Annotated in this window: 22 protein-coding genes; 12 read left to right on the top strand and 10 right to left on the bottom strand. The window is 71.5% G+C overall.

The window, feature by feature from the left end:
- Positions 1-52: 52 nt before the first annotated feature.
- Positions 53-1,810 (top strand): DEAD/DEAH box helicase, encoded by a 1,758-nt coding sequence (locus ACFSZT_RS20680; RefSeq protein ID WP_377385602.1) that lies wholly within the window; start codon positions 53-55, stop codon positions 1,808-1,810.
- A gap of 15 nt (positions 1,811-1,825) precedes the next feature.
- Here ACFSZT_RS20680 and ACFSZT_RS20675 read toward each other — a convergent pair whose 3' ends face one another.
- Positions 1,826-3,223: a PepSY-associated TM helix domain-containing protein gene (locus ACFSZT_RS20675; RefSeq protein ID WP_377385599.1), complete on the bottom strand. Its 1,398-nt coding sequence runs from the start codon at positions 3,221-3,223 to the stop codon at positions 1,826-1,828.
- A gap of 135 nt (positions 3,224-3,358) precedes the next feature.
- Entirely contained in the window at positions 3,359-3,538 is a 180-nt protein-coding gene (locus ACFSZT_RS20670) for a DUF7455 domain-containing protein (RefSeq protein WP_377385596.1), read from the bottom strand.
- Between the two features lie 323 nt (positions 3,539-3,861).
- Here ACFSZT_RS20670 and ACFSZT_RS20665 point away from each other — a divergent pair, with 323 nt between their 5' ends.
- The 3 genes from ACFSZT_RS20665 to ACFSZT_RS20655 are packed head-to-tail and all read left to right on the top strand — an operon-like array spanning position 3,862 to position 6,850.
- Entirely contained in the window at positions 3,862-4,656 is a 795-nt protein-coding gene (locus tag ACFSZT_RS20665; protein ID WP_377386842.1) for an EamA family transporter, read from the top strand.
- Between the two features lie 40 nt (positions 4,657-4,696).
- Complete coding sequence (locus tag ACFSZT_RS20660) at positions 4,697-6,049, top strand: glutamine synthetase (protein WP_377385593.1); 1,353 nt, start codon at positions 4,697-4,699, stop codon at positions 6,047-6,049.
- The gene (locus tag ACFSZT_RS20655; RefSeq protein WP_377385590.1) at positions 6,050-6,850 is read left to right on the top strand and encodes a DUF6885 family protein; all 801 of its coding nucleotides are present in this window, start codon (positions 6,050-6,052) and stop codon (positions 6,848-6,850) included.
- On the opposite strand, the gene ACFSZT_RS20650 is transcribed toward ACFSZT_RS20655, so the two are convergent.
- From ACFSZT_RS20650 to ppgK, 3 genes are all read right to left on the bottom strand, one after another.
- Positions 6,843-8,291, bottom strand: a complete 1,449-nt coding sequence (locus ACFSZT_RS20650; RefSeq protein ID WP_449301430.1) for an APC family permease — start codon at positions 8,289-8,291, stop codon at positions 6,843-6,845. The genes ACFSZT_RS20655 and ACFSZT_RS20650 overlap by 8 nt on opposite strands.
- A 174-nt stretch (positions 8,292-8,465) precedes the next feature.
- On the bottom strand, positions 8,466-9,869 hold the full coding sequence (locus ACFSZT_RS20645) for an RNA polymerase sigma factor (protein WP_377385584.1): 1,404 nt from the start codon (positions 9,867-9,869) through the stop codon (positions 8,466-8,468).
- Between the two features lie 173 nt (positions 9,870-10,042).
- Positions 10,043-10,804, bottom strand: a complete 762-nt coding sequence (ppgK, locus tag ACFSZT_RS20640; RefSeq protein ID WP_377385581.1) for a polyphosphate--glucose phosphotransferase — start codon at positions 10,802-10,804, stop codon at positions 10,043-10,045.
- A 72-nt stretch (positions 10,805-10,876) separates the two neighbouring features.
- On the opposite strand from ppgK, the gene ACFSZT_RS20635 reads away from it, so the two are divergent.
- The gene (locus ACFSZT_RS20635; protein ID WP_377385578.1) at positions 10,877-11,695 is read left to right on the top strand and encodes an inositol monophosphatase family protein; all 819 of its coding nucleotides are present in this window, start codon (positions 10,877-10,879) and stop codon (positions 11,693-11,695) included.
- A gap of 10 nt (positions 11,696-11,705) precedes the next feature.
- Here the strand turns inward: ACFSZT_RS20635 and cei are convergent, their stop codons facing one another.
- On the bottom strand, positions 11,706-12,389 hold the full coding sequence (cei, locus tag ACFSZT_RS20630; RefSeq protein WP_377385575.1) for an envelope integrity protein Cei: 684 nt from the start codon (positions 12,387-12,389) through the stop codon (positions 11,706-11,708).
- Positions 12,390-12,853: 464 nt separating this feature from the next.
- Between cei and ACFSZT_RS20625 the strand changes: the two genes are divergently transcribed.
- A complete protein-coding gene (locus ACFSZT_RS20625) occupies positions 12,854-13,162 on the top strand; it encodes a DUF4193 domain-containing protein (protein ID WP_009153915.1) in 309 nt (102 codons plus the stop codon).
- Positions 13,163-13,299: 137 nt separating this feature from the next.
- On the opposite strand, the gene ACFSZT_RS20620 is transcribed toward ACFSZT_RS20625, so the two are convergent.
- Positions 13,300-13,860: a DUF3093 domain-containing protein gene (locus ACFSZT_RS20620; RefSeq protein WP_377385571.1), complete on the bottom strand. Its 561-nt coding sequence runs from the start codon at positions 13,858-13,860 to the stop codon at positions 13,300-13,302.
- A 24-nt stretch (positions 13,861-13,884) separates the two neighbouring features.
- Here ACFSZT_RS20620 and dut point away from each other — a divergent pair, with 24 nt between their 5' ends.
- Together dut and ACFSZT_RS20610 are read left to right on the top strand one after the other, a co-directional pair.
- A complete protein-coding gene (gene dut / locus ACFSZT_RS20615; protein WP_377385568.1) occupies positions 13,885-14,349 on the top strand; it encodes a dUTP diphosphatase in 465 nt (154 codons plus the stop codon).
- Positions 14,349-15,026 (top strand): DUF3710 domain-containing protein, encoded by a 678-nt coding sequence (locus ACFSZT_RS20610; RefSeq protein WP_377385565.1) that lies wholly within the window; start codon positions 14,349-14,351, stop codon positions 15,024-15,026. Before dut ends, ACFSZT_RS20610 begins: the two co-directional genes overlap by 1 nt.
- Here the strand turns inward: ACFSZT_RS20610 and ACFSZT_RS20605 are convergent.
- Entirely contained in the window at positions 15,023-15,787 is a 765-nt protein-coding gene (locus tag ACFSZT_RS20605; RefSeq protein WP_377385562.1) for an alpha/beta fold hydrolase, read from the bottom strand. The two genes, ACFSZT_RS20610 and ACFSZT_RS20605, sit on opposite strands and share 4 nt — an antisense overlap.
- A gap of 116 nt (positions 15,788-15,903) precedes the next feature.
- Between ACFSZT_RS20605 and ACFSZT_RS20600 the strand changes: the two genes are divergently transcribed.
- Positions 15,904-16,281, top strand: coding sequence for an OB-fold nucleic acid binding domain-containing protein (locus ACFSZT_RS20600; RefSeq protein ID WP_377385559.1), 378 nt, complete (start codon positions 15,904-15,906; stop codon positions 16,279-16,281).
- 11 nt (positions 16,282-16,292) lie between these two features.
- Positions 16,293-17,039, top strand: a complete 747-nt coding sequence (locus ACFSZT_RS20595; RefSeq protein WP_377385556.1) for a DUF3159 domain-containing protein — start codon at positions 16,293-16,295, stop codon at positions 17,037-17,039.
- Between the two features lie 6 nt (positions 17,040-17,045).
- On the opposite strand, the gene ACFSZT_RS20590 is transcribed toward ACFSZT_RS20595, so the two are convergent.
- Both ACFSZT_RS20590 and ACFSZT_RS20585 read right to left on the bottom strand, forming a co-directional pair.
- Entirely contained in the window at positions 17,046-17,702 is a 657-nt protein-coding gene (locus tag ACFSZT_RS20590) for a potassium channel family protein (RefSeq protein WP_377385553.1), read from the bottom strand.
- Positions 17,702-18,367 carry a potassium channel family protein gene (locus ACFSZT_RS20585; protein WP_377385550.1) on the bottom strand — a complete coding sequence of 222 codons (666 nt, stop codon included), beginning with the start codon at positions 18,365-18,367 and terminating at the stop codon, positions 17,702-17,704. Before ACFSZT_RS20585 ends, ACFSZT_RS20590 begins: the two co-directional genes overlap by 1 nt.
- 172 nt (positions 18,368-18,539) lie before the next feature.
- Between ACFSZT_RS20585 and ACFSZT_RS20580 the strand changes: the two genes are divergently transcribed.
- Positions 18,540-20,594 (top strand): APC family permease, encoded by a 2,055-nt coding sequence (locus tag ACFSZT_RS20580; RefSeq protein ID WP_377385547.1) that lies wholly within the window; start codon positions 18,540-18,542, stop codon positions 20,592-20,594.
- Positions 20,591-21,790, top strand: coding sequence for a class I SAM-dependent RNA methyltransferase (locus ACFSZT_RS20575; RefSeq protein ID WP_377385544.1), 1,200 nt, complete (start codon positions 20,591-20,593; stop codon positions 21,788-21,790). The genes ACFSZT_RS20580 and ACFSZT_RS20575 overlap by 4 nt, the downstream gene beginning before the upstream one ends.
- Position 21,791 lies beyond the last annotated feature (1 nt).

The raw sequence follows: 21,791 nt of genomic DNA, 5'->3' as shown, positions 1-21,791 counted from the left end.
CCTTCGTGTGTTCGGCACGGATTCCCCGGTGGAGGAAGGAGTGGGTGCGTCGGTGTCGGAAACGGCTCGGACCCAGCACGGTTTCGCCGCACCCGAGGCTGCGCACGACGCCACCGCCCGTCCGCTGCGAGCCTGGCAGCGCCGGGCGTTGACCAAGTACCTGACGCGCAAGCCGAAGGATTTTCTCGCGGTCGCGACTCCCGGCGCGGGCAAGACCGTGTTCGGGCTGCGCGTGGCCGCCGAGTTGCTCTCGGACCGCACGGTCGAGGCGATCACCATCGTCACACCGACGGAGCACCTCAAGCACCAGTGGGCGATCTCGGCCGCCGCGGCCGGCATCGCGATCGACTCGAACTTCCGCAACACGACGGGCGTGACGTCGTCGGACTACCAGGGCGTCGCCGTCACCTACGCGCAGGTGGCCGCGCACCCGAATCTGCACCGGGTGCGCACGGAGAACCGCAAGACGCTGGTGATCCTCGACGAGATCCACCACGCGGGGGACGCGAAGTCGTGGGGTGAGGCCGTGTCCGAGGCGTTCACGCCCGCCACGCGCAGGCTCGCGCTCACGGGTACCCCGTTCCGCAGCGACGACTCGCCGATCCCGTTCGTCACCTACGAGCCGGACGCCGACGGCTCCCTGCGCAGCAAAGCCGACAGCTCCTACGGCTACGCCGACGCACTCGCCGATGGCGTCGTGCGGCCGGTGGTGTTCCTGGCGTACTCGGGTGAGGCGTCGTGGCGGACCAGCGCGGGTGACGAGTTCACCGCCCGGCTCGGCGAGCCGCTCACAGCCGAGCAGACCGCGCGCGCCTGGCGGACGGCGCTCGACCCGGCGGGGGAGTGGGTGCCGTCGGTGCTCCAGGCCGCCGACACCCGGCTGTCGCAGCTTCGGGCGGGAGGCATCCCCGACGCGGGTGGCCTGGTCATCGCGACCGACCAGGAATCCGCCCGGGCCTACGCCAAGATCCTCGCGCGGATCACCGGCGAGCAGCCCGTGGTCGTGCTCTCCGACGACCCGAAGGCCACGAAACGCATCGGCGAGTTCTCGGACTCCGACGACCGCTGGCTGGTGGCCGTGCGGATGGTGTCCGAGGGCGTCGACGTGCCTCGGCTGGCGGTCGGCGTGTACGCGACGAGCGCGTCCACGCCGCTGTTCTTCGCGCAGGCGATCGGCCGGTTCGTCCGGTCGCGCAAGCCGGGGGAGACCGCCAGCGTGTTCCTGCCGAGTGTGCCGGTGCTGCTGGAGCTGGCCAGCCAGCTCGAGGCCGAGCGCGACCACGTGCTCGGCAAGCCGCACCGGGAGAAGGACGGCTGGGACGACGAGCTGCTGGTCGCGGCCAACCGCACGCGGGACGAGCCCGGGGAGGAGGAGAAGGCGTTCACCTCGCTCGGCGCCTCCGCCGAGCTCGACCAGGTGATCTACGACGGGAACTCCTTCGGCACCGCCGTGTTCTCCGGCAGCGAGGAGGAGCAGGAGTACCTCGGCCTGCCCGGATTGCTCGAACCCGACCAGGTGCGGGCGCTGCTGCGCAAGCGGCAGGAGGAGCAGCTCGCCGACGCCAAACGGCGCAAACCGAAGGCCGAGGAGCCCGCTCGGCCGGCCGCTCCGAAGCCGCAGTCGGTGAGCGAGCGGATCCAGGCACTGCGCAAGGAGCTCAACACGCTCGTCGGCGTCTACCACCACCGCACCCGCAAGCCGCACGGCGCCATCCACAACGAGCTGCGCCGGATCTGCGGCGGGCCGCCGACCGCGATGGCCACCGTCGAGCAGCTCGAGGAACGGATCGCCACCCTCCGGTCCTGGTGACCGCGCTCGGCGCCCCTACTCCGCGCCGGTGGTCGCGGCCGGCCTCGCCCGGGGCGCGCGCAGTGACCCGAGCGCGTCGAGCACCAGGAATCCGGCCAGCGACACTCCGAGCAGCGGCAGGAACCAGGCCACCGCGGCGGCCACGGCCACGAGCGGGGCCAGCAGCCACAACGGCACCCGTCGCCAGCCGCCGCGCGAATACGGCCTGCCGAGGCCGAACCCGGCCCTGGTCGGCCTGCGCTGCCACCACATGCGGTATCCGAGCACGACGAGCGCCGTCAGCGCCAGGCACACGGCGGCCAGCACGAGCTGATTCGGCAGGCCGAAAAGCAGGCCCATGTGGGCATCGATGCCCCAGCGTGCGAGCTTGGCCATCAGTGGCCAGTCGTCGAACCGCAGGACCTCGAGCACCTCTCCGGTCACCGGGTCGACGGCCGCCTGGTCCTGCTTCTCCGGCCAGTGCCGCTGGACCTGCTGCACGACGTAGGCGTCACCCTCGGCCGCCGGCGGCCGGATCTCGACCGGATCGTCGAGGCCGGCCTCGCGCGCCGCGGCCAGCACCTCGTCGGGACCGATCACCGTGGAGTCGCCGTGCCCGTGCCCGGCCGCGTCGTGCCCGACGGCGCCGTGCTCGGCGTGCGCACCGAGCGAGGACGACACCGCCGGCGTCTCCCACGACAGAGCCGCCCGCAGCGAGCCGACGTTCGCACCCGCGAACTGGGACCAGGTGAGCCCCGTCGCGGACAGGAAGAGCAGGACCAGCGCCGCCCAGGTGCCGGTGGCGCCGTGCCATGACAGCGTCCGGCGCCTGCCCGAGGCGGTCCGGTCCGGCCGCAGCCGGGTGCGCCTGCGGCGGCTCCACCACAGCACGAGCCCGCCGAGCACCACGACCCACAGCCAGCTGGCCGCGAGCTCGCTGTAGAGGCGGCCGACGTCGCCGAGGTGCAGGCTGCGGTGCAGCTCGTCGAGCCAGGCGCGCACCGGCAGCGCCTGCCCGGAGCCGTAGGTCTCCAGCACACCCCGGATCTCGCCGTCGTGCGGATTGACGAACACCGTGTGCCGGTAACTCTCGGCCAGCCCGGGGCTGTCGAAGATCACCTGCGTGGTGTCGGTGGGTGACGGGGCGGGCCGGACGGCGGCGAGCGTGCTCCCGGGTAGGGCCGCCTCCGCGGCCGCGACCTGCTGGGCGAGCGGCACGGACTCCGCCGCGGCCGGCACGTGCAGCTCGTGGTCGTAGAGGACCTGCTCGAGGTTCGGAGCGAAGACGTAGAGCAGCCCGGTCAGCGCGGCTACGAGGAGGAACGGGCCCACGAGCACGCCCGCATAGAAGTGCAGCCGCAGCAGCAGCGGCCGCAGGGTGGCGCGGGGAGCCGGCTCCGCGCGCGAGGTCTCGATCTGGGCCTCGGTCGACATGACTGCCAGGTCGTCGGCCGGGCCCACCGGGTTCCCGGGTGATCAGAGTGTGTTCTGCCTCACCATGCTCGGAAATGCCGAGCGGGCGGGGACCCTCACCAGGATCCCCGCCCGCTCATGCGGCTGTGTGACGGCTCAGCGCTGAATGTCAGCCTCGAGCTCCTTGAGCTTCGCTTCGTACTCGCGGCCGTGGTGCCCGCAGAAGAGCAACTCGCCTCCGCTCGGGAGTACCGCGCGCATCTGGGCGGCTGCTCCGCAACGGTCGCAACGGTCCGCACGGGTCAGTTCGGGGCGGGTGAGCGTCGGTGAAGTCATTGGAGTCTCCCTCCGTCCCGGCATCGGCGCGCCGATGCCATCAATTCAGCCGCGGCGGCGATCGGGCGGTGGTGCCGTCTCGCCGTTCGCTGCTTCCACTGTTGCAGACGTTTTGCGGCCCGCAAGTGTTCCCACGCGGGTGGGAGGTGTGTCACGTCCAATTACCCCGGACGCCGCAGAACTATCCCGAGACGTAGGACACCCTGGCCCGTACCACCGCGTTTGCCATGCTCAGGCACCATCGTTGCGTGGACATTTCGGCCTCGAAACGGCGTATCGACACGGTTCCGGCGCCGCTGTTGTTCGTTCTGAGCGGAATTTCGATGTACGTCGGCGCCGCGATCGCGGTGTGGTTGTTCGACGCCGCCACTCCATCCGGAGTCGCGTGGCTGCGCTGTCTGGGTGCCGCTGTGATCCTGCTCGCGTGGCGTAGACCGGGCAGCCAGGCATGGCGCGGCAGGCCGCTGCTCCTCGCGGGGGCGTTCGGCGTCGTGACCGCGGGCATGAACGTCGTCTTCTACGAGGCGATCGCGCGGCTGCCGCTCGGCACCGCGGTGGCCGTCGAGTTCGCGGGCCCGGTCCTCGTCGCCGCCCTCGGCTCCCGCGGCCGCCGGGACTTCGCGGCGCTCGGGCTCGTCGCGGTCGGCGTGGTGTGCATCGCCGACGTCCAGTTGCGCGGCAGCCCGGCCGGGGTCGCCTTCGCGCTCGCCGCGGCGGCCGCGTGGGCGGGCTACATCGTGCTCGGCAAGAGGGTGGCGCTCGGCGGCAGCGGCATCGACAGCCTCGCCGTCGGGTTCGCCGTGGCCACCGTGCTGCTCAGCCCGCTGGCCCTCGGCACCGGCGGCGTCTGGACCGAGCCGGACCTGCTGGCGCTCGGCATCGGCGTGGGGCTGCTGTCCACGGTCGTGCCGTACGTCCTGGATCAGGTGGTGCTCCGCCGGGTGGGGCAGGCTCGGTTCGCGGTGCTGCTGGCGTTGCTGCCGGTGACCGCCACCGTCACCGGCCTCGTCGTGCTCCGGCAGGTGCCGACGCTGCCCGAGGGGCTCGGCATCCTCGCCGTCGTCGCCGGCGTGGCCCTGCGCTCCCGCGAGGACGGTTCCGTCCACGAGCCGCCGTGATCGCCTGACGGCCGCCGCGCGACCTGGCACGATGGCCTGTGTGAGCAAGGCGGCGTCGGCGGCTGCGAAGGACCTGGCACTCGCGGGTGTGCGCGGTGTGCACCTGGCATGGGCGGACAACAACGGCATCCCGCGGTCCCGCATCGTGCCGATCGGCGGCCTCGGCGACGCCGCGGCCCGCGGAATCGGCGCGACCACGCTGTTCGCGGTGTTCGACAGCCACGACCGCATCACCTACGGTCACGCGGGCCTGGCGACGCCGTCCGGGGACATCCGGCTGGTTCCCGTCGTGGAGCGGGTGCGCAAACTCGCCGGGCAGCCCGCCCTCGCGTGGGCGCCCGTGCGGCAGGTCCTGGCCGACGGAACGCCCTCGCCGTACTGCCAGCGCGGCGTGCTCGAGCGCCAGGTCGCCGCCGCGGCCGCCAAGGGCTTCGAGCTGCGCGCCGGGTTCGAGCTCGAGTTCGCCGTCGCGCCGGCCGGCAGCCCGGACATCGTCTCGGCACCCGGGCACGGCGGCCCGGCCTACAGCCCGCACGCGCTCGTGCCGATCGACGACTTCGTCGCCGCGCTGCTGCGCGACTTCGAGGCAAACGGCTTGCGCATTGGCCAGCTGCATGCCGAGTACGGGCTGGCGCAGCTCGAGCTCAGTCTCGGCGCGACCGACCCGGTCTCCGCCGCCGACGATCAGCTGCTGGCCCGGCAGACCGTGCATGCCGCGGCCCACACCCACGGCCTGCGGGTGAGCTTCGCGCCGCTGGTCAGCCCGGAGGCCGCCGGCAACGGCTGGCATCTGCACACCTCGCTCTGGCGGCACGGGCGCAACGTGCTGGCGGGCCGCACGGTTCCGCGGGGCGAGGGCGCGTCCTACCTCGCCGGACTGCTGCGCGATCTGCCTGCGCTGACCGCGATCACCGCGCCCAGCGTGCCGTCGACGGCACGCCTGCGTCCCGGCTACTTCGCCAGTGCCTACGCGTTCTGGGGCGTGGAGAACCGTGAGGCGCCGCTGCGATACGTCCCCGGCTCGGCGATGCTCGGCGACGAGCATGCCAACGTCGAGCTCAAGCCCTGCGACGCCTCGGCCAACCCCTATCTCGCGCTGGCCGCCGTGCTCGCGGCCGGCATCGCCGGTGTCGAGGACGGGCTGGTCGCGCCGGACGAGATCGAGCACGACCCGGGAACCTGGAGCGACGCCGAGCGGGAGGCACGCGGTGTGACGCGGTTGCCCGCGTCGGCGGCCGAGCAGGCGGTGGCGCTCGCCGGGTCACCCCGGCTGCAGGCCGTGCTGGGTGCCGAGCTGCTCGGCGCGTTCCGGGCGGTCCGGGAGTCGGACGGCGAGTGGGCTCGGGACCGTCCGCTTGAGGAGATCGTGCGCGCCCACCTGTGGCGGTACTGAATGTCGCTGCTCGAGGAGGTCCAGCCACTGCCGGGAACGTCGGAGATCCTGGCGCACGCACGCGCCGAGCTGCCCCAGAAGGACGAGCTCTGTGGCGCCTTCACCGGCCTGATCTCCTTGCGAGCCCACGGTTTTCCGGTGTCCGATCAGGACGAGGTCGCCCGGGCCGCGGGGTCCGTGCTGCTCGCGGCCGGACCGTCGAGCAGGCCGCCGGGTGAGCCGGGTCGCGTGGACTTCCGGCTGTCCCTGCCGTCCACGCGCGACCCGGCCTCCGCCGGGACGTCCGCCGCCGGAGTGGCCCGCGCTGTCGAAACGCTGTCGGACGGGGCACTCGCCGTGGTGCCGGCATGCGGGCAGTGGAGTACCGCCGTGGTACTGCAGGTGCTCGGCGGACTGCGGACGCTGACCCGCGTGGCCGTGATCGCCAACGTCGACACGGGGGCGTTCGCCGCCCCCGACACACCCGGCCGAGCGCTACGCGACTACCTCGACTCCGGTCTCGCTCCATTGTGGATGAACCGCTGGCGCGTCGGTCATTTTGTCGTGCTGTCAGGGATTCTGCCGGGCCGATGCGGCACCCTGGTGTCCGTTGTGGACACGTACCCGTCGTTGGGTCAGCGTGGTGTGCACCTGCAGCCGGTGGAATACGTCGCCGCGGCCCTGCGCAGGGACGGCATGGCGCCGGGAGGCCTGCTGGTCGTGGTGCCAGCCGGGGATGCCGCCGCTGCCGAGTCGGTCGTCACCGGTGCGGGGCTGCACGCCACCTTGTGGGACAACGGCAGCCCCGCACCGCTCACTTGAGCGACTTCTTTCGCTCCTCGGCCGCCAGCCGTGAGTGCCTGCGCCCGTACGCGACATAGATGATCATGCCGAGCAGCAGCCACGCGGCGAACCGCAGCCAGGTCAGCACGTCCAGGTTCAGCATCAGGTAGAAGCACGCCAGCGCGGCGATGATCGGCAGCACCGGCGAGAACGGCACCCTGAACGGTCGCTCCAGATCGGGCCGCTTCCGGCGCAGCACGGGGACCGCGACGGCGACGATGATCATCGCTGACAGCGCGCCGATGCTCACCATGTCGGACAGTTCGCTGATCGGCACGAACGCGGCCAGCGCGGCGATCAGCGCGGCGCCGCCGATGGTCATGCGGTGCGGGGTGCCCCAGCGCGGATGCACGGTGCCCAGCGGCTTCGGCAACAGCCCGTCCCGGCCCATCGCATAGCCGATCCGGCCGATGGTCACCAGCTCGACCATCATCACCGACGTCAACCCCGTCACCGCGCCGAGCGAGATCAGCGCACTCACCCAGTGCTGGCCCACGGAGCTGAACGCGTCCGCCAGCGGTGCCCCCTCGTCGATGTCGGTGAACGGCACCATGCCCGTCAGCACCAGCGAGACCCCGATGTAGAGCACGGCGCACACGCCCAGCGCGCCCAGGATGCCGATCCGCAGGTCACGTGTGGGGTTGCGGGTCTCCTCGCCGAGGTTGGCCAGCGCCTCGAATCCGGTGTAGGCGAAGAACACCACTGCCGCCGCGGTGAGCATCCCGGCGAGCCCGTAGACGGACTGCTCCAGGCCGAGCGCCGCTTGCACCACCGGCTGGTGCAGGGCGCTCTCGGTGTCCCCGGAAGGCCGGGCGGGTGGGACGAACGGCGTCAGGTTCGCGGCCTTGACGAAGAAGGCACCCACTCCGATCACCAGCACGCACACGGTGACCTTCACGATCACGAGCGCGTTCGTGACCATCGACGACTGCCGGATGCCCAGCACGGCGACCACCGTGAGCACGGCGATGATGACGACCGCGCCGATGTTGACGACGGCGTCCTCCCCGAACAGCGACGGCGGAAGGCCGAGCAGGTTTGCCAGGTAGCCGGACCAGCCGCGCGACACGACGGCGGCCCCGAGCGCGAACTCCAGCAGCAGATCCCACCCGATGATCCACGCGAAGACCTCGCCGAGGGTGGCGAACGCGTAGGTGTAGGCGCTGCCCGCGGTCGGCACGCTGGAGGCCAGCTCGGCGTAGCAGAGCGCCGCCAGCCCGGCGACCACGGCACCGATCACGAACGACAGCGTGACGGACGGGCCGGCATGGGATTTGGCCTCGACCCCGGCGAGGGTGAAGATTCCGGTGCCGATGATGATCCCGACCCCGAACCCCACCAGGTCCCGTCCGCTCAGCCGACGCTTGAGTTCGCTCGAGCGTTGCCGGTTCAGCACCTCGGTGACATCGAGCGTTCGCATGATTCCCACTCGCTCCACCGTAAGGGAGCGGCACACCAGCCGCTGGGAAGGGGTGGCGCGAGTGTTCCGGATCCACTTCGGAGAGTGCGAACACGACAAAACCCCTCGTGGGCGTCCGAGATCCGGAAGCTCCGGACCCGGGCACCCACGAGGGGCCTCAGGCTGCGGTGACGCTCAGTCCAGGTAGTCGCGCAACACCTGGGACCGCGACGGGTGCCGCAGCTTCGACATCGTCTTGGACTCGATCTGCCGGATGCGCTCGCGCGTGACGCCGTACACCTGGCCGATCTCGTCCAGTGTCCTCGGCTGGCCGTCGGTGAGGCCGAACCGGAGCCGGACGACACCCGCTTCGCGCTCGGACAGGGTCTGCAGGACCGACTGCAGCTGGTCCTGCAGCAGCGTGAACGACACGGCGTCGACGGCCACCACGGCCTCGCTGTCCTCGATGAAGTCACCGAGCTGGGAGTCGCCCTCGTCGCCGATCGTCTGGTCGAGCGAGATCGGCTCGCGGGCGTACTGCTGGATCTCGAGGACCTTCTCCGGGGAGATGTCCATCTCCTTGGCGAGCTCCTCGGGGGTGGGCTCGCGACCGAGGTCCTGCAGCAGCTCACGCTGGATCCGGCCCAGCTTGTTGATGACCTCGACCATGTGCACCGGGATACGGATGGTGCGGGCCTGGTCGGCCATGGCGCGGGTGATGGCCTGCCGGATCCACCACGTCGCGTAGGTCGAGAACTTGAAGCCCTTGGTGTAGTCGAACTTCTCGACCGCGCGGATCAGGCCGAGGTTGCCTTCCTGGATCAGATCGAGGAAGGCCATGCCGCGACCGGTGTAGCGCTTGGCCAGCGACACCACGAGCCGGAGGTTGGCCTCGAGCAGGTGGCTCTTCGCGCGCTCGCCGTCGCGGATGATCCACTTCAGGTCGCGGCGCATCTGCGTGCTGAGCTTCTCGCCCTCTTCCTCGGCGACGCGCATCCGCTCGGCGGCGTAGAGCCCGGCCTCGATGCGCTTGGCGAGCTCCACCTCCTCCTCGGCGTTGAGCAGCGCGACCTTGCCGATCTGCTTGAGGTACGCGCGCACCGAGTCGGCCGACGCGGTGAGCTCGGCGTCCTTGCGGGCCTGCCGCAGGGCCTCCGACTCCTCCTCGTCCCACACGAAGTCGGGGTCGTTGGAGGAACGCTGCTTGGCGCTGCCCGCCTCGTCGTCGCCCTCGGCTTCCTCGGCGTCCTCCTCGGTCACCGTGGCGTCGACGACGTCGACCTCGACCGCATCGACGTCGAGGTCGGACAGGTCGACATCCTCCAGATCGGTGGCATCGACGTCCTCGCCGAGCTCGCCGCCCTTGGCCTTGGTCTTCGGCTTGTCGCCCTTGGCGCTCTTGCGGGTCCGGGTGGACTTCGCGGGCGCCTTCTTCGACGCGGGCTTACGTCCGGGCGCCTTCGCGTCCGGCGTGTCCGCACCGTTCGCGGCCGCCGTCTCCTCGGCTGTCGCTTGCTTGGCGGCGCTCGTTGTCTTCGTCCCGCTTCGGGTTGCGGTCTTTGCGGCTGCCACGTACGCCCTTTCGCAGCGGTCGATCATGACGAACCGGTACGCATGCGTCCCGGCTGCCTTAGATTCGGGGAACATACCCCGGCCTGCGGTTTTTACTCCCGCAGCCGAGGGCCGTGTTCCATTGTAACGACGATGCCCGGCGGAGTCGCCGAGCGATCAACTTTTTCGGCCCCGGAACCGGCCCGGCCGCCTGCCTCACCTCAGTGTTCGAGGCCCTCCGCAGCAGCTGCGGCGGCACCCACGATCCCGGCGTTGTTCTGCAACGACGCGACGATGATCGGCGTTCGGATCTCCAGCAGGGGTACCCATTTGTGAGCCTTCTTGCTCACCCCGCCGCCGACGATGAACAGGTCCGGCCAGATGAGGTTCTCGAGCACGGTCAGATAACGATCGACCCGCGTCGCCCATTCCGGGTAGGAGAGCTCCTCCCGGTCCTTGACCGACGCCGCCGCCCTGGTCTCGGCGTCGTGCCCGTCCACCTCGACGTGGCCGAACTCGGTGTTCGGCACGAGCCTGCCGTCCTGGAACAGGGCGCTGCCGATGCCGGTACCGAACGTCAGGAGAGCGACGACGCCCTGGCGCGCGGCCGGGTCGCCGAACCGCATCTCGGCCATGCCGGCGGCGTCGGCGTCGTTGAGCATGGCGATGTCGTCGACGTGCCTGCCGAGGCGCTTGGCGAACAGCGCGTCGGCATCGGTGCCGATCCAGCTGGGGTCGATGTTGGCGGCCGTGTGGGCGGTGCCCTTCTTGATGACGGCGGGCAGCGTGATGCCCACCGGTCCGTCCCAGTCGAAGTGCGCGACGACCTCGCCGACGACGTCCGCGACGGCCTCCGGCGTGGCCGGGCGCGGCGTGTCGATCCGCAGCCGGTCGCCGATCAGCTGGCCCTTCTCCAGATCGACAAGGGCGCCCTTGATCCCGCTGCCGCCGATGTCGATGCCGAAACCCCGGGTCGCCGTCATTGGCGCCGTCCCTTCCTGCTCGATTCAGAAGTCATCGGCCGAGACTTTAGCCGGGTGTGGTCCCATGGTGACGTGGGAGCTGTCGAACCGGAGCCGGCCGCATTGGCCGCCGTCGCCGAGCAGGTCGCGGTCGAGGCCGCCGAGCTGGTCGGGCGCGCGCGTGAGTCCATGCTCGCCGGTGGTGCCGTCACTGTCGATACCAAGACCAGCAAGACCGACGTCGTCACCGCCGTCGATCACCAGTCGGAGCGCTTCCTGCGCGCCCGGCTCGCCGAGCTGCGGCCGGGTGAGCCCGTGCTGGGGGAGGAGGGCGGCGGCGAGGCCGGTGACGCCGTGACGTGGGTCGTCGATCCCATCGACGGCACCGTCAACTTCCTCTACGGGCTGCCGGAGTTCTCCGTGTCCGTCGCCGCGCAGATCGCCGGGGTGTCCGTCGCGGGTGCCGTGGTGGAGCCGGTCAGCGGCAGGCGGTGGACGGCGGCGCGCGGCGAGGGCGCGTGGCTGGACGGCAGGCGGCTGCGGGTTTCGTCCCCGGAGCGGCTCGACGTCGCGCTGCTCGGCACCGGGTTCTCCTACCGGCCGGAGCGCCGGGCCCGGCAGGCCGAGCTGATCGCGGGCCTGCTCGGGCACGTCCGCGACATCCGCAGGCCCGGCTCGGCCTCGCTCGACCTGTGCGCGGTCGCCGCGGGCTGGACCGACGCCTACCTCGAGCACGGCCTCAAGCGCTGGGACTGGGCCGCGGGCGCGCTCATCGCCGAGGAGGCGGGTGCCGTCGTGTCGCTGCCCGGGCAGGATCGGGAGCTCGGGTCCGATGCCACGCTGGCGGCGGCCCCGTCGGTCGCGGCGGAACTACGGGAGGCGGCGATCAAGTGCGGAGCCGCCGGCGTCTGACGCGGGCGACTCAGCAGTGACTGGGTGCGGTCTTGGCGAGCAGGTCCTGGTCGACGATCGGGCCCTGCCCGCCCGCCGACTGCTCGCTGCCGCCGACGGCGCTGTTCTCCGCCGACCAGCGGTTGAGCTGCTCGAGGACGTCGAGTGCCTCGCGGGTCGGCCGCACGTCGTTGAATGTCGTGCCCACGGCGAGGTCCACGGTGGCGTCCCGGCGCCCGTCGTTGACGAGCTGCAGGCACGGGTCGATGAGCTGAAGGGTCCGCGCGGCGCCCTCCCCGTTGGTGCCGTAGCGGATCTGCCCGTGGCAGTCGGCCTCGCCCGCGGGGAACGAGTCGTCGTTGGCGGGCTCGGCGAGCTGCGTGAAGCCGAGCTGGCGCAAGGCTTCCGTCGTCATCGCGGCCTCGCCACGCAGGCCGCTGGCGTTGAGCACCCGCACGGCCACCCGGTTCGGCGGCACGGGCTGGGTATCGGCCAGCGCGTCGTGCGGCTGCGAGGTGTAGGTGACGCCCTGGGGTGGCCTGGCCGCGGGCTGGCAGCGGATCGCCTCGTCGAGGTCTTCCACGGACGTGACCACGTTGACCCACACGAACGCCGCCACGACGCCGAGCACGCCCAGCACGATGAGCGCGGGCAGCGGCTTGTACTTGCGGTACGGCTTGATTCGATTCCTCCGGAAGCCCCCGGTCCCCGACACCCCCGACACCACTGCGCGTCCCTTCCGCAAACCCGTCCCCAACTACGGACAACGTCGTTGCTGATCAGCCTAGGCGTTACAGGTGGACACGCCGGAGGCGCCCGGATGGCATCACGGTGAATGCCGCCCGGGCAAGCGGACACGGCCGTGGGCCCGCGTCTGATATCGAGGTGCAACACATCTCGGGGTAGCCCCTGCTCAGATATCTAATTAGCCCTGTCGGGTGACGTAGCTCAGGGCTAGGGTGACCAGCTTCGGGGCTGGGTACGCCGTGGGCTACCCTCTCCGGGCTCCCGGGCGGGAACGGCGGCGTCGGTTGGACGGTCACCGGAAGAGACGACGCTCACTGTCCGCACGGGCACAAACACGGGCGCTGGAACGTTGACCAGCGGCACGAGGACTTCCGGACGGCGGTCCGGCGGTCCGCGTATCGAGAGAACAGCTGATCGCAGGGGTGAAGGACAATGGCGACCGACTACGACGCTCCGCGCCGCAGTGAGGCTGACGAGCTCGCCGAAGACTCGCTGGAGGAACTGAAGGCGCGGCGCAACGAGACGCAGTCCGGCGTCGTCGACGTCGACGAGGACGCGACCGCCGAGAACTTCGAGCTGCCGGGGGCGGACCTGTCCGGGCTGTCGGGTGAGGACCTGACCGTCAAGGTCGTGCCCAAGCAGGCCGACGAGTTCACCTGCTCGGTGTGCTTCCTGGTACACCACCGGAGCCGCCTCGCGGAGGAGTCGGGCGGACGACTGATCTGCCGCGACTGCGCCTGATCCGGTTCGGGCGGTCCGGCCGGGCGGGCGCGGGTACGCGTCGTCGGCAGGCACTGACGCGGGGGTGAAGGCACCCGGAGGGGCAGAACTTCACGAGGCGGGTGGCCGAGTTGCGTGCTCGGCCACCCGTTCTCGTATCAGCGGGGTGCGCCGCCGGGGTCGGCGTTGCCGAGCAGACCGGGCGCCTCGGAGTTGCCCGGCTCGTCGCGCTGGTCGCGCAGCACGGCCGCGAGCCGTTCGGGATGCCGGGTCGAGACCAGCCAGTACGGCGTCGGGTCGTCGGGGTCGGTGAGCTCGATGCGGACCATGGTGGGCACCCACGCCCGGTGGGTGACGAACGCGGCGGGATCGAGCTCCGGCCCGAGCGTCTTGCGCTTGGCCTGCTTGTCGATCACCTCGACCCGGCCCACGAACCGCAGCGGCAGGTGGGCGTCGCCGACCCACAGTTCCGGCTCGGAGTCCTGCCCGCCCCGGGTGACGTCCACCTTGAGCCTGCTCATACCTGCCAGCAGCAGGATCATGAGCGGCAGCAGGATCACGTAGGGCAGCCAGGCCCGCACCCCGGGGTAACCCAGATGGATCTCGGCGGCCACCAGCGCGGTGCCGAGCAGGGGAAGCGGCCAGCCCCACCACGACAGGTACAGGCGCTCGGAGAAGACCGTGTCCCGCTGGGACCGCGTGCGTGCAGTGCTGCTCACAAGGTCAGGGTAGTCTCGCCAGTCGTGTCCAGCGTGCAGGTCCTGCTTTCCCGTCTCGACCCCGGAGTGCCGGTCCCGTCCTACGCCCGCCCGGGGGATGCCGGCGCCGATCTCGTGACGACGTCCGACGTCGTGCTGCATCCCGGTGAGCGCGCGGTCGTCGGTACCGGCGTGGCGATCGCGCTGCCGCCCGGGTACGCCGGGTTCGTCCACCCCCGGTCGGGGCTGGCGGCGCGCGTCGGGCTCTCCATCGTGAACACGCCGGGCACCATCGACGCGGGTTACCGCGGCGAGATCCGGGTGTGCCTGGTCAACCTCGACCCGAAGGAACCGGTCGAGCTGAGCCGGGGCGACCGGATCGCCCAGCTGGTGGTCCAGCGCGTCGAACAGGCGGAGTTCGTCGAGGTCGACGAGCTGGAGCCGACCGAGCGGGGAGCGGGCGGATACGGTTCGACGGGTGGGCACGCGGCCCTCGGAACGGAGAAGTAGTGGGGATTTTCGGATGGAAGCGACGCACGCGGCAGGACGAGCACGTCGAGAGCCGGGTGGGCGCGGGCCAGGCCGACGCCGAGTACGACCAGTACGACGAGTACGACGAGTACGACGACAGCGTCGATGAGCCGCGGACCGGGCCGTACGACATCGCCGACGCGCCCGACGACGGGCGCCCGCGGATGGATCTCGGCTCGGTGCGGGTGCCGGTGCCGGACGGCTCCCAGGTGCAGGTCGAGATGGACCGGCAGAGCGGCAACGTCCGGGCCGTGCATGTCGTGACCGCGCAGGGCCAGGTGACCGTCAGCGCCTACGCCGCGCCACGGTCCGGCGGCCTGTGGCGCGAGGTGAGCGGCGAGCTGGCCGAGCAACTGCGCTCCGACGGTGCGAAGGTGACCACCGCCCGCGGCGAATGGGGTCTCGAGCTCTCGGCCATCATCGGCGAGATGGCGTTGCGGTTCGTCGGGGTCGACGGCCCGCGCTGGATGCTACGCGGCGTGATCGCCGGTCCGCAGTCGCAGGCGGCGCAGGCGCCGATCGCCCTGCGGGACATCGTGCGCGACACGATCGTGGTGCGCGGTGACGCCCCGATGCCGGTCCGGACGCCCCTGCCGATCACGCTGCCCGAATCGGTCGCCGAGCACATCGCCCAGCAGCAGGCGCGGCAGGCCTAGCGCGGGGCGACGCGCCCGGCGGGGTCCCTCTCGCCGGTGCCGTCGGTGTCGTCCGGGCTTCGCCGACCCGCGCGCAGCCATGCGTCCACGGCGGCGTGGCCGAGGCTCTCCCGGTCGGCGCCGAACGCGGCGAGCGTCGTCTCGGCGAGCCGCACGCGTGGCAGCGCCCCCTCCCACACCCGCGCCACGGCCAGGGGGTGCACCGGATCGTCCACGCACGCCGCGATGCCTACCGGCACGTCCAGCGTGCGCAGGGAAGCCGGTGCGGGTGCCGGATGCGCGGCCGCGGCACGCAGGCCGTCGGCCAGCCCGTCGCCGTGCCGCCGCCATGCCCGGGTGAGCTCCGCGGCCAGCCACGGTGCGACTCCCGCGGTCGCGGCGGCCAGCGCCCCGTCGAGGCCTTCCCGCTCGACCAGGTCGGCCGAGGCGCGGGCGGCGACGGCCGCCGGGGCGTCCCCGGGCTCGCCGTGCCAGCCCGGCAGTGCGGCCAGCACCCCCGCGCACCGATCCGGGTGGCGCAGCGCCCATTCGGTGGCCAGGTGCGCACCGAGCGAGATGCCCCCGACCAGCAGGGGTGTGCCGACCTCGCGCGCGAGGTCGTCGAGCACGGTCAGACCGCCCTCCACCACGGCGCCGCCCGGCGCCGGTGGCGGCGCGAGCAGCGGGATCCCGAGCGCGCCCAGCGGGCCGGCGAAGACAGAACGGACAAACACCTCATCCGATCCGGTTCCGGGCAGAACGACAGCCGTGGGTGTCGGCATAACGGAGGTCACGTTGCGATCCTGGCGCAACTCGGTTTCCCTTGCTCCGACGGAGCTACTCTGAACGAGGACGGGCCTGATCCAGTCGGGGGCCCTTGAGCACAGGAGCAGGCGCTATGCCCGCCAAGGACGGCGGCTATTTCAGCCGGTTGGTACGGAAGCTCACCAGCGACATCGAGCAGTTGGACGCCGACGACCTCTCCGAGAAATCAGAGGCAGGCGGCGCGCAGCGCGCGTGCGACTGCCACTCGGGTGAGGAAGTGACCGTCCTCGGACGGTTGCGGAGTGTTGAATTGTGTCCCGCGAGCGACGTCGCCACTCTGGAGGCGGAGTTGTTCGACGGTACCGACGAGGTCACACTGGTGTGGCTGGGCCGGCGCCGGATCCCGGGTATCGAACCCGGCCGGATCATCAAGGTCCGGGGCCGCATGGCCGACCGCGACGGCCGCAAGGTTCTGTACAACCCCTATTACGAACTGCTGCAACCGACCTAGAGAGTTAGCGCGTGACTGAGCCCCGCCGCACCGGTGACCAGACCGACCAGAGCGAGAAGCCGGCTGCCGGGGAGGGCGAACGTCAGCCCACTCTGCTCGAACAGATGGGCGGCGTGTCCGGGCTGATCTACTCGGGCCTCCCGGTCGTGGTCTTCGTGCTGGCGAACTCGCTGTTCGGCCTCGCCGCAGGCATCTGGACCGCGCTCGGCAGCGCCGTGCTGATCACGATCGTGCGGGTCGTGCGCAAGGAGCCGGTGCAGCCGGCCATCTCGGGGTTTCTCGGCGTGGCGATCGCCGCGTTCATCGCCTACCGCACAGGCGAGGCGAAGGGCTTCTTCCTGTTCGGCATCTGGACGAGCCTGGTGTACTTCGCCGTCCTGGCGCTGTCGGTGCTCGTGCGCTGGCCGCTGGCCGGTGTCGTGTGGAACCTGCTGAACGGCACCGGCATGGACTGGCGCAAGGACAAGCCGTCCCGGTTCGGCTACGACATCGCCACGCTCGCCCTCGCGGCCGTGTTCGCGGCGCGGTTCGTCGTCCAGCGCTGGCTCTACGACGAGGATTACACGGGCTGGCTCGCGTTCGCCAAGATCGCGATGGGCTACCCGCTGTACGGCCTCGCGCTGCTCGTCGTCGTGTGGGCGGTGCGCCGGTCGGACCGGCGGCTGAAGGCGCTGCGGGAGGCCGAGGAGCGCTCCGAGGCCGAGCTGGAGGAGCGGCTGCGGCTCAAGTACGGCCGGCCGCCCGCCTCGCAGTCCTGATCGGGCTCAGCGGCCCAGCGCCTTCCGGATCTCCGGCTCCACCTCTCCGGGCGCGACGAACAGCAGCTCGTCACCGCCCTCGAGCGAGTCGTCCGGCTGCGGCACGATGACCCGGTCGCCGCGCAGGATCGTCACGAGCGCGGCGTCGCGGGGCAGCTCGAGTTCCTGCACCGGGGTGCCCGCCAGCGGCGTCTCCGCGGGCAGCGTGAGCTCCACGAGGTTCGTCTGGCTCTGCCGGAACGTCATCAGCCGCACCAGGTCGCCGACGCTCACCGCCTCCTCGACCATCGCCGCCAGCATCCGCGGGGTGGACACGGCCACGTCCACTCCCCAGCTCTCGTTGAACAACCACTCGTTCGCGGGGTTGTTGACCCGCGCCACGACGCGCCGCACCGCGAACTCCGTCTTCGCCAGCAGCGACAGCACGAGGTTCACCTTGTCGTCGCCCGTGGCGGCGATGACGACGTCGCACAGCTCGATGCCGGACTGCTCGAGGGTGGACACCTCGCAGGCGTCGCCGAGCACCCACTCGGCCTGCTCCACCACTTCGGGTGTGAACTGCCGGGACTGGCGCTCGATGAGCATCACCGTGTGTCCCGCCTCGATGAGCTCGGCCGCGATCGACCGGCCCACCGCGCCCGCACCCGCGATCGCGACCCGCATCAGTCCTCCTCCTCGGGGCCTCGTGCGGCCACCGCCGTGACGTCACCGACGGTGCCCGAGCGCGCGGCGACGTACACGTCGTCGTCGGCCTGCAACACGGTCTTGGAGTCGGGCAGCACCCCGGTGCCGAACCGCATCACGAACGCCACCCTCGAACCCGTCGCCTCTTCCAGCTCCCGGACGCTGTGACCCACCCAGTCCTCGTGCAGCGGCAGCTGCAGCAGCGCCATCGTGCCGGTGGGATCGCGCCACGACGTGGCCACGCCGTCCGGCAGCAGCGTGCGCAGGAACCGGTCGGTGGTCCACGGGACCGTCGCGACCGTCGGGATGCCCAGCCGCTCGTAGACGGCGGCGCGCTTGTGGTCGTAGATCCGTGCCACGACGTGCTCGACGCCGAAATTCTCGCGAGCGACGCGCGCGGAGATGATGTTCGAGTTGTCGCCGCTGGAGACGGCGGCGAACGCGCCGGCCCGCTCGATGCCCGCCTCGATCAGCACCTGCCGGTCGAAGCCCATGCCGAGCACCTGCTGGCCGTGGAAGCCGGCGCCGAGCCGCCGGAACGCCTCCCGGTCCCGGTCGATCACGGCGACGTCGTGACCGAGCCGTTCGAGAGCAGCGGCCAGGGACGCGCCGACCCGGCCGCATCCCATGATCACCACGTGCACGTCGGGTGCCTCCTTGTGCGTAGTCGCGACAGCGCAGAACCTACCCCGGGACGGGCCGCCCCCGCGCCCGGGCCGCACGTTCGCGGGGCCGCCGTCCGCCCGGTCCGGTCGGCGTCCGCGGGAGGGCGCCCGCGCTGGTCCGGCCGCGAATAGCGGCGATTACGCTGCAGTCGTGTCCAAGTTCGCCACCGCGACGAAACGGCTGCTGCTCGGCCGTCCCTTCCGCAGCGACCGGCTGACGCACACGTTGCTGCCCAAGCGGGTCGCGCTGCCGGTGTTCGCGTCGGACCCCATGTCGAGCGTGGCGTACGCGCCCGAGGAGATCCTGCTCGTGCTGTCGGTCGCCGGGGCCTCGGCGTACGTCTACAGCCCGTGGATCGGCCTCGTGGTGGCGCTGGTGATGATCGCCGTGGTGGCCTCGTACCGGCAGAACGTGCGGGCCTACACCTCCGGCGGTGGCGACTACGAGGTGGCGAGCGTCAACCACGGTCCGGGCTGGGGCCTGGTCGTGGGCAGCGCACTGCTGGTGGACTACGTGCTCACGGTGGCCGTGTCGATCTCCGCCGCGGCGGCCAACATCGGGTCGGCCATCCCGTTCGTGGCGACCCACAAGGTCCAGTTCGCGGTGCTGGCGATCCTGCTCCTGGCCGCCATGAACCTGCGCGGTGTCCGCGAGTCGGGCACGGCGTTCGCGATCCCGACGTACGCCTTCGTCGCCGGCATCCTGGGCATGATCGTGTGGGGCGCGTTCCGGACCTACGGGCTCGGGGACGACCTGCGTGCCGAGAGCGCGGGTTTCGAACTCGCCGCCGAGGAGCACCACCTCGCGGGTCTGGCGTTCGCCTTCCTGATCCTGCGGGCCTTCTCGTCGGGCAGCGCGGCGCTGACCGGGGTCGAGGCGATCGCCAATGGCGTGCCGGCCTTCCGCAAGCCCAAGGGCCGCAACGCGGCGACGACGCTGCTGCTCATGGGCATGCTCGCGATCACGATGTTCCTCGGCTTGATCTTCCTGGCCGACACCACGGGCGCGATCATGGCCGAGGACCCCGAGCGGCAGCTCATCGGCGCGCCGGAGGGCTACGAGCAGAAGACCCTCGTCGCCCAGCTGGCCGGCGCGGTGTTCGCCGGATTCCCGCCCGCGACCTGGTACGTCATCTTCTTCACCGGGCTCATCCTCGTGCTCGCCGCCAACACGGCGTTCAACGGCTTCCCGGTGCTCGGCTCGATCCTCGCGCAGGACCGGTTCCTGCCGCGGCAGCTCCACACCCGTGGCGACCGGCTCGCCTTCAGCAACGGCATCCTGTTCCTGTCCGGCCTGGCGGTGCTGCTCGTCATCGTGTTCGAGGCCGAGGTCACCAAGCTCATCCAGCTCTACATCGTCGGTGTGTTCGTGTCGTTCGTGCTGAGCCAGAGCGCCATGATCCGGCACTGGAACCGCAAACTCGCCGACGAGACCGACGCGGCGCAGCGGCGGCGGATGAGGCGGTCGCAGGCGATCAACACGTTTGGCCTCGTCATGACCGCGTCGGTCCTCGTCGTCGTGCTGGTGACGAAATTCCTCGCGGGCGCCTGGATCTCCATCGTGGCGATGGCGGGGATCTACGCGGTCATGCGTGGCATCCGCAAGCACTACGACCGCGTGGCCGACGAGCTCAAGGAGGAGGAGGGCGAACAGGTCACCCTGCCCGCGCGCAACCACGCGATCGTGCTCATCTCGCAGCTGCACCGGCCGACCCTGCGGGCCCTTGCCTACGCCAAGGCCACCCGGCCGGACGTGCTCGAGGCCGTGACCGTGAACGTGGACGACCTCGAGACCCGCAAGCTCGTCGACGAGTGGAACCGCCGCAAGTTCTCCGTGCCGCTGAAGGTCGTCGAGTCGCCGTACCGCGAGATCACGCGACCGGTGCTCGACTACGTCAAGCGCGTCCGGGGCGACAACCCGCGCAACGTCGTCACCGTGTTCATCCCCGAGTACGTCGTGGGCCGCTGGTGGGAGCAGGTGCTGCACAACCAGAGCGCGCTGCGGCTGAAGACCCGCCTGCTGTTCCAGTCGCGGGTGATGGTGACCAGCGTGCCGTGGCAGCTCGAGTCGTCGAAACGGGCGTCGACGCGGGCGGACCGCGCGCAGCCGCGCTCGGTGGTCGGCGACGTGCGCCGCGGGTTCGCCGACGGACAGCACCCGGACGGTGGCCGTCCCGCCCGTGACCGGCAGGAGACCGGGCGGTGACCGCCGACTGGACCGGCCGGACCCTGGAGCTGGACGTGGGTCCAGTCGCGCACGGCGGGCACTGTGTGTCGCGTGTGGACGGACGGGTGGTGTTCGTGCGGCATACCCTGCCGGGGGAGCGGGTGCTCGCCGAGGTGACCGAGGACCGCGGCAAGTCGTTCTGCCGGGCCGACGCGATCCGCGTCCTGCGTCCCTCCGCCGACCGGGTCGAGCCGCCGTGCCCGGTGGCGCGGCCGGGCCTGTGCGGCGGCTGCGACTGGCAGCACGCCGACGGCGCCGCCCAGCGCAGGCTGAAGGCGAGCGTGGTGGGCGAGCAGCTGCGCCGCCTTGCCGGGCTGGACTGGCCGGTCGAGGTCGAGGAGCTCCCCGGTTCGCTGCTGCGCTGGCGTACTCGCGTGCGGTTCGTGACCGGGCCGGACGGCAGGCCGGGCCTGCGGGCGCACCGCAGTCACCGGGTGGTCCCGCTGGAGGACTGCCCGATCACGCTGCAGGACGCGGCAAAGACGGGCCTGTCCCGGCGCGCGCGGCCGGGCACCGAGATCGAGGTGACCGAGGACGCCACGGGCCGGGTGCACACGGCGGAGCTGCGCCCCGCCGCCCACGGCCGCGCGGGCAGGCCGAAGCAGCTCACCGGCGGGATCGCCGTCGAGCGCGCCGCCGGCCGGACGTGGCGGCTTGCCGCGCACGGCTTCTGGCAGGTGCACCCGGCCGCGGCCGACACGTTCGCGTCCGTGGTGGGGGAGTGGGCCGCGGCGTCACCGGGCGCCCGGGTGTGGGACCTCTACGCCGGTGTCGGGCTCTTCGCCTCCGTGCTCGCCGAGCAGGTGGGCCCCACCGGGTCGGTGCTCGCGGTGGAGTCCGGTCGCCGGGCCGTCCGGGACGGCGAGGCCAACCTCGCCGATCTGCCGCAGGTGCGCTGGCGGTGCGGCCGCGTCGAGCACGTTCTGTCCGGTGTGGACGAGCAGGCGGAGGTCGTGGTGCTCGACCCGCCGCGCAAGGGCGCGGGCCGGGACGTCGTGGCGTCCGTTGTGGACGCGGTGCCGGAGCGGGTCGTGTACGTGGCGTGCGATCCGGCGGCGCTGGCCCGCGACGTCGCAACGTTCGCCGAGCACGGCTACCGGCTCGCCCGCCTCCGCGCGTTCGACGCTTTCCCGATGACCCACCACGTCGAGTGCGTGGCCCTGCTCACCCGCTGAG

This window comes from Prauserella oleivorans, assembly GCF_042685745.1.
GTDB lineage: Bacteria > Actinomycetota > Actinomycetes > Mycobacteriales > Pseudonocardiaceae > Prauserella_A > Prauserella_A oleivorans.
Note: the sequence above shows the minus strand (reverse complement) of the source record. Positions and strands in the feature narration are given on the sequence as shown.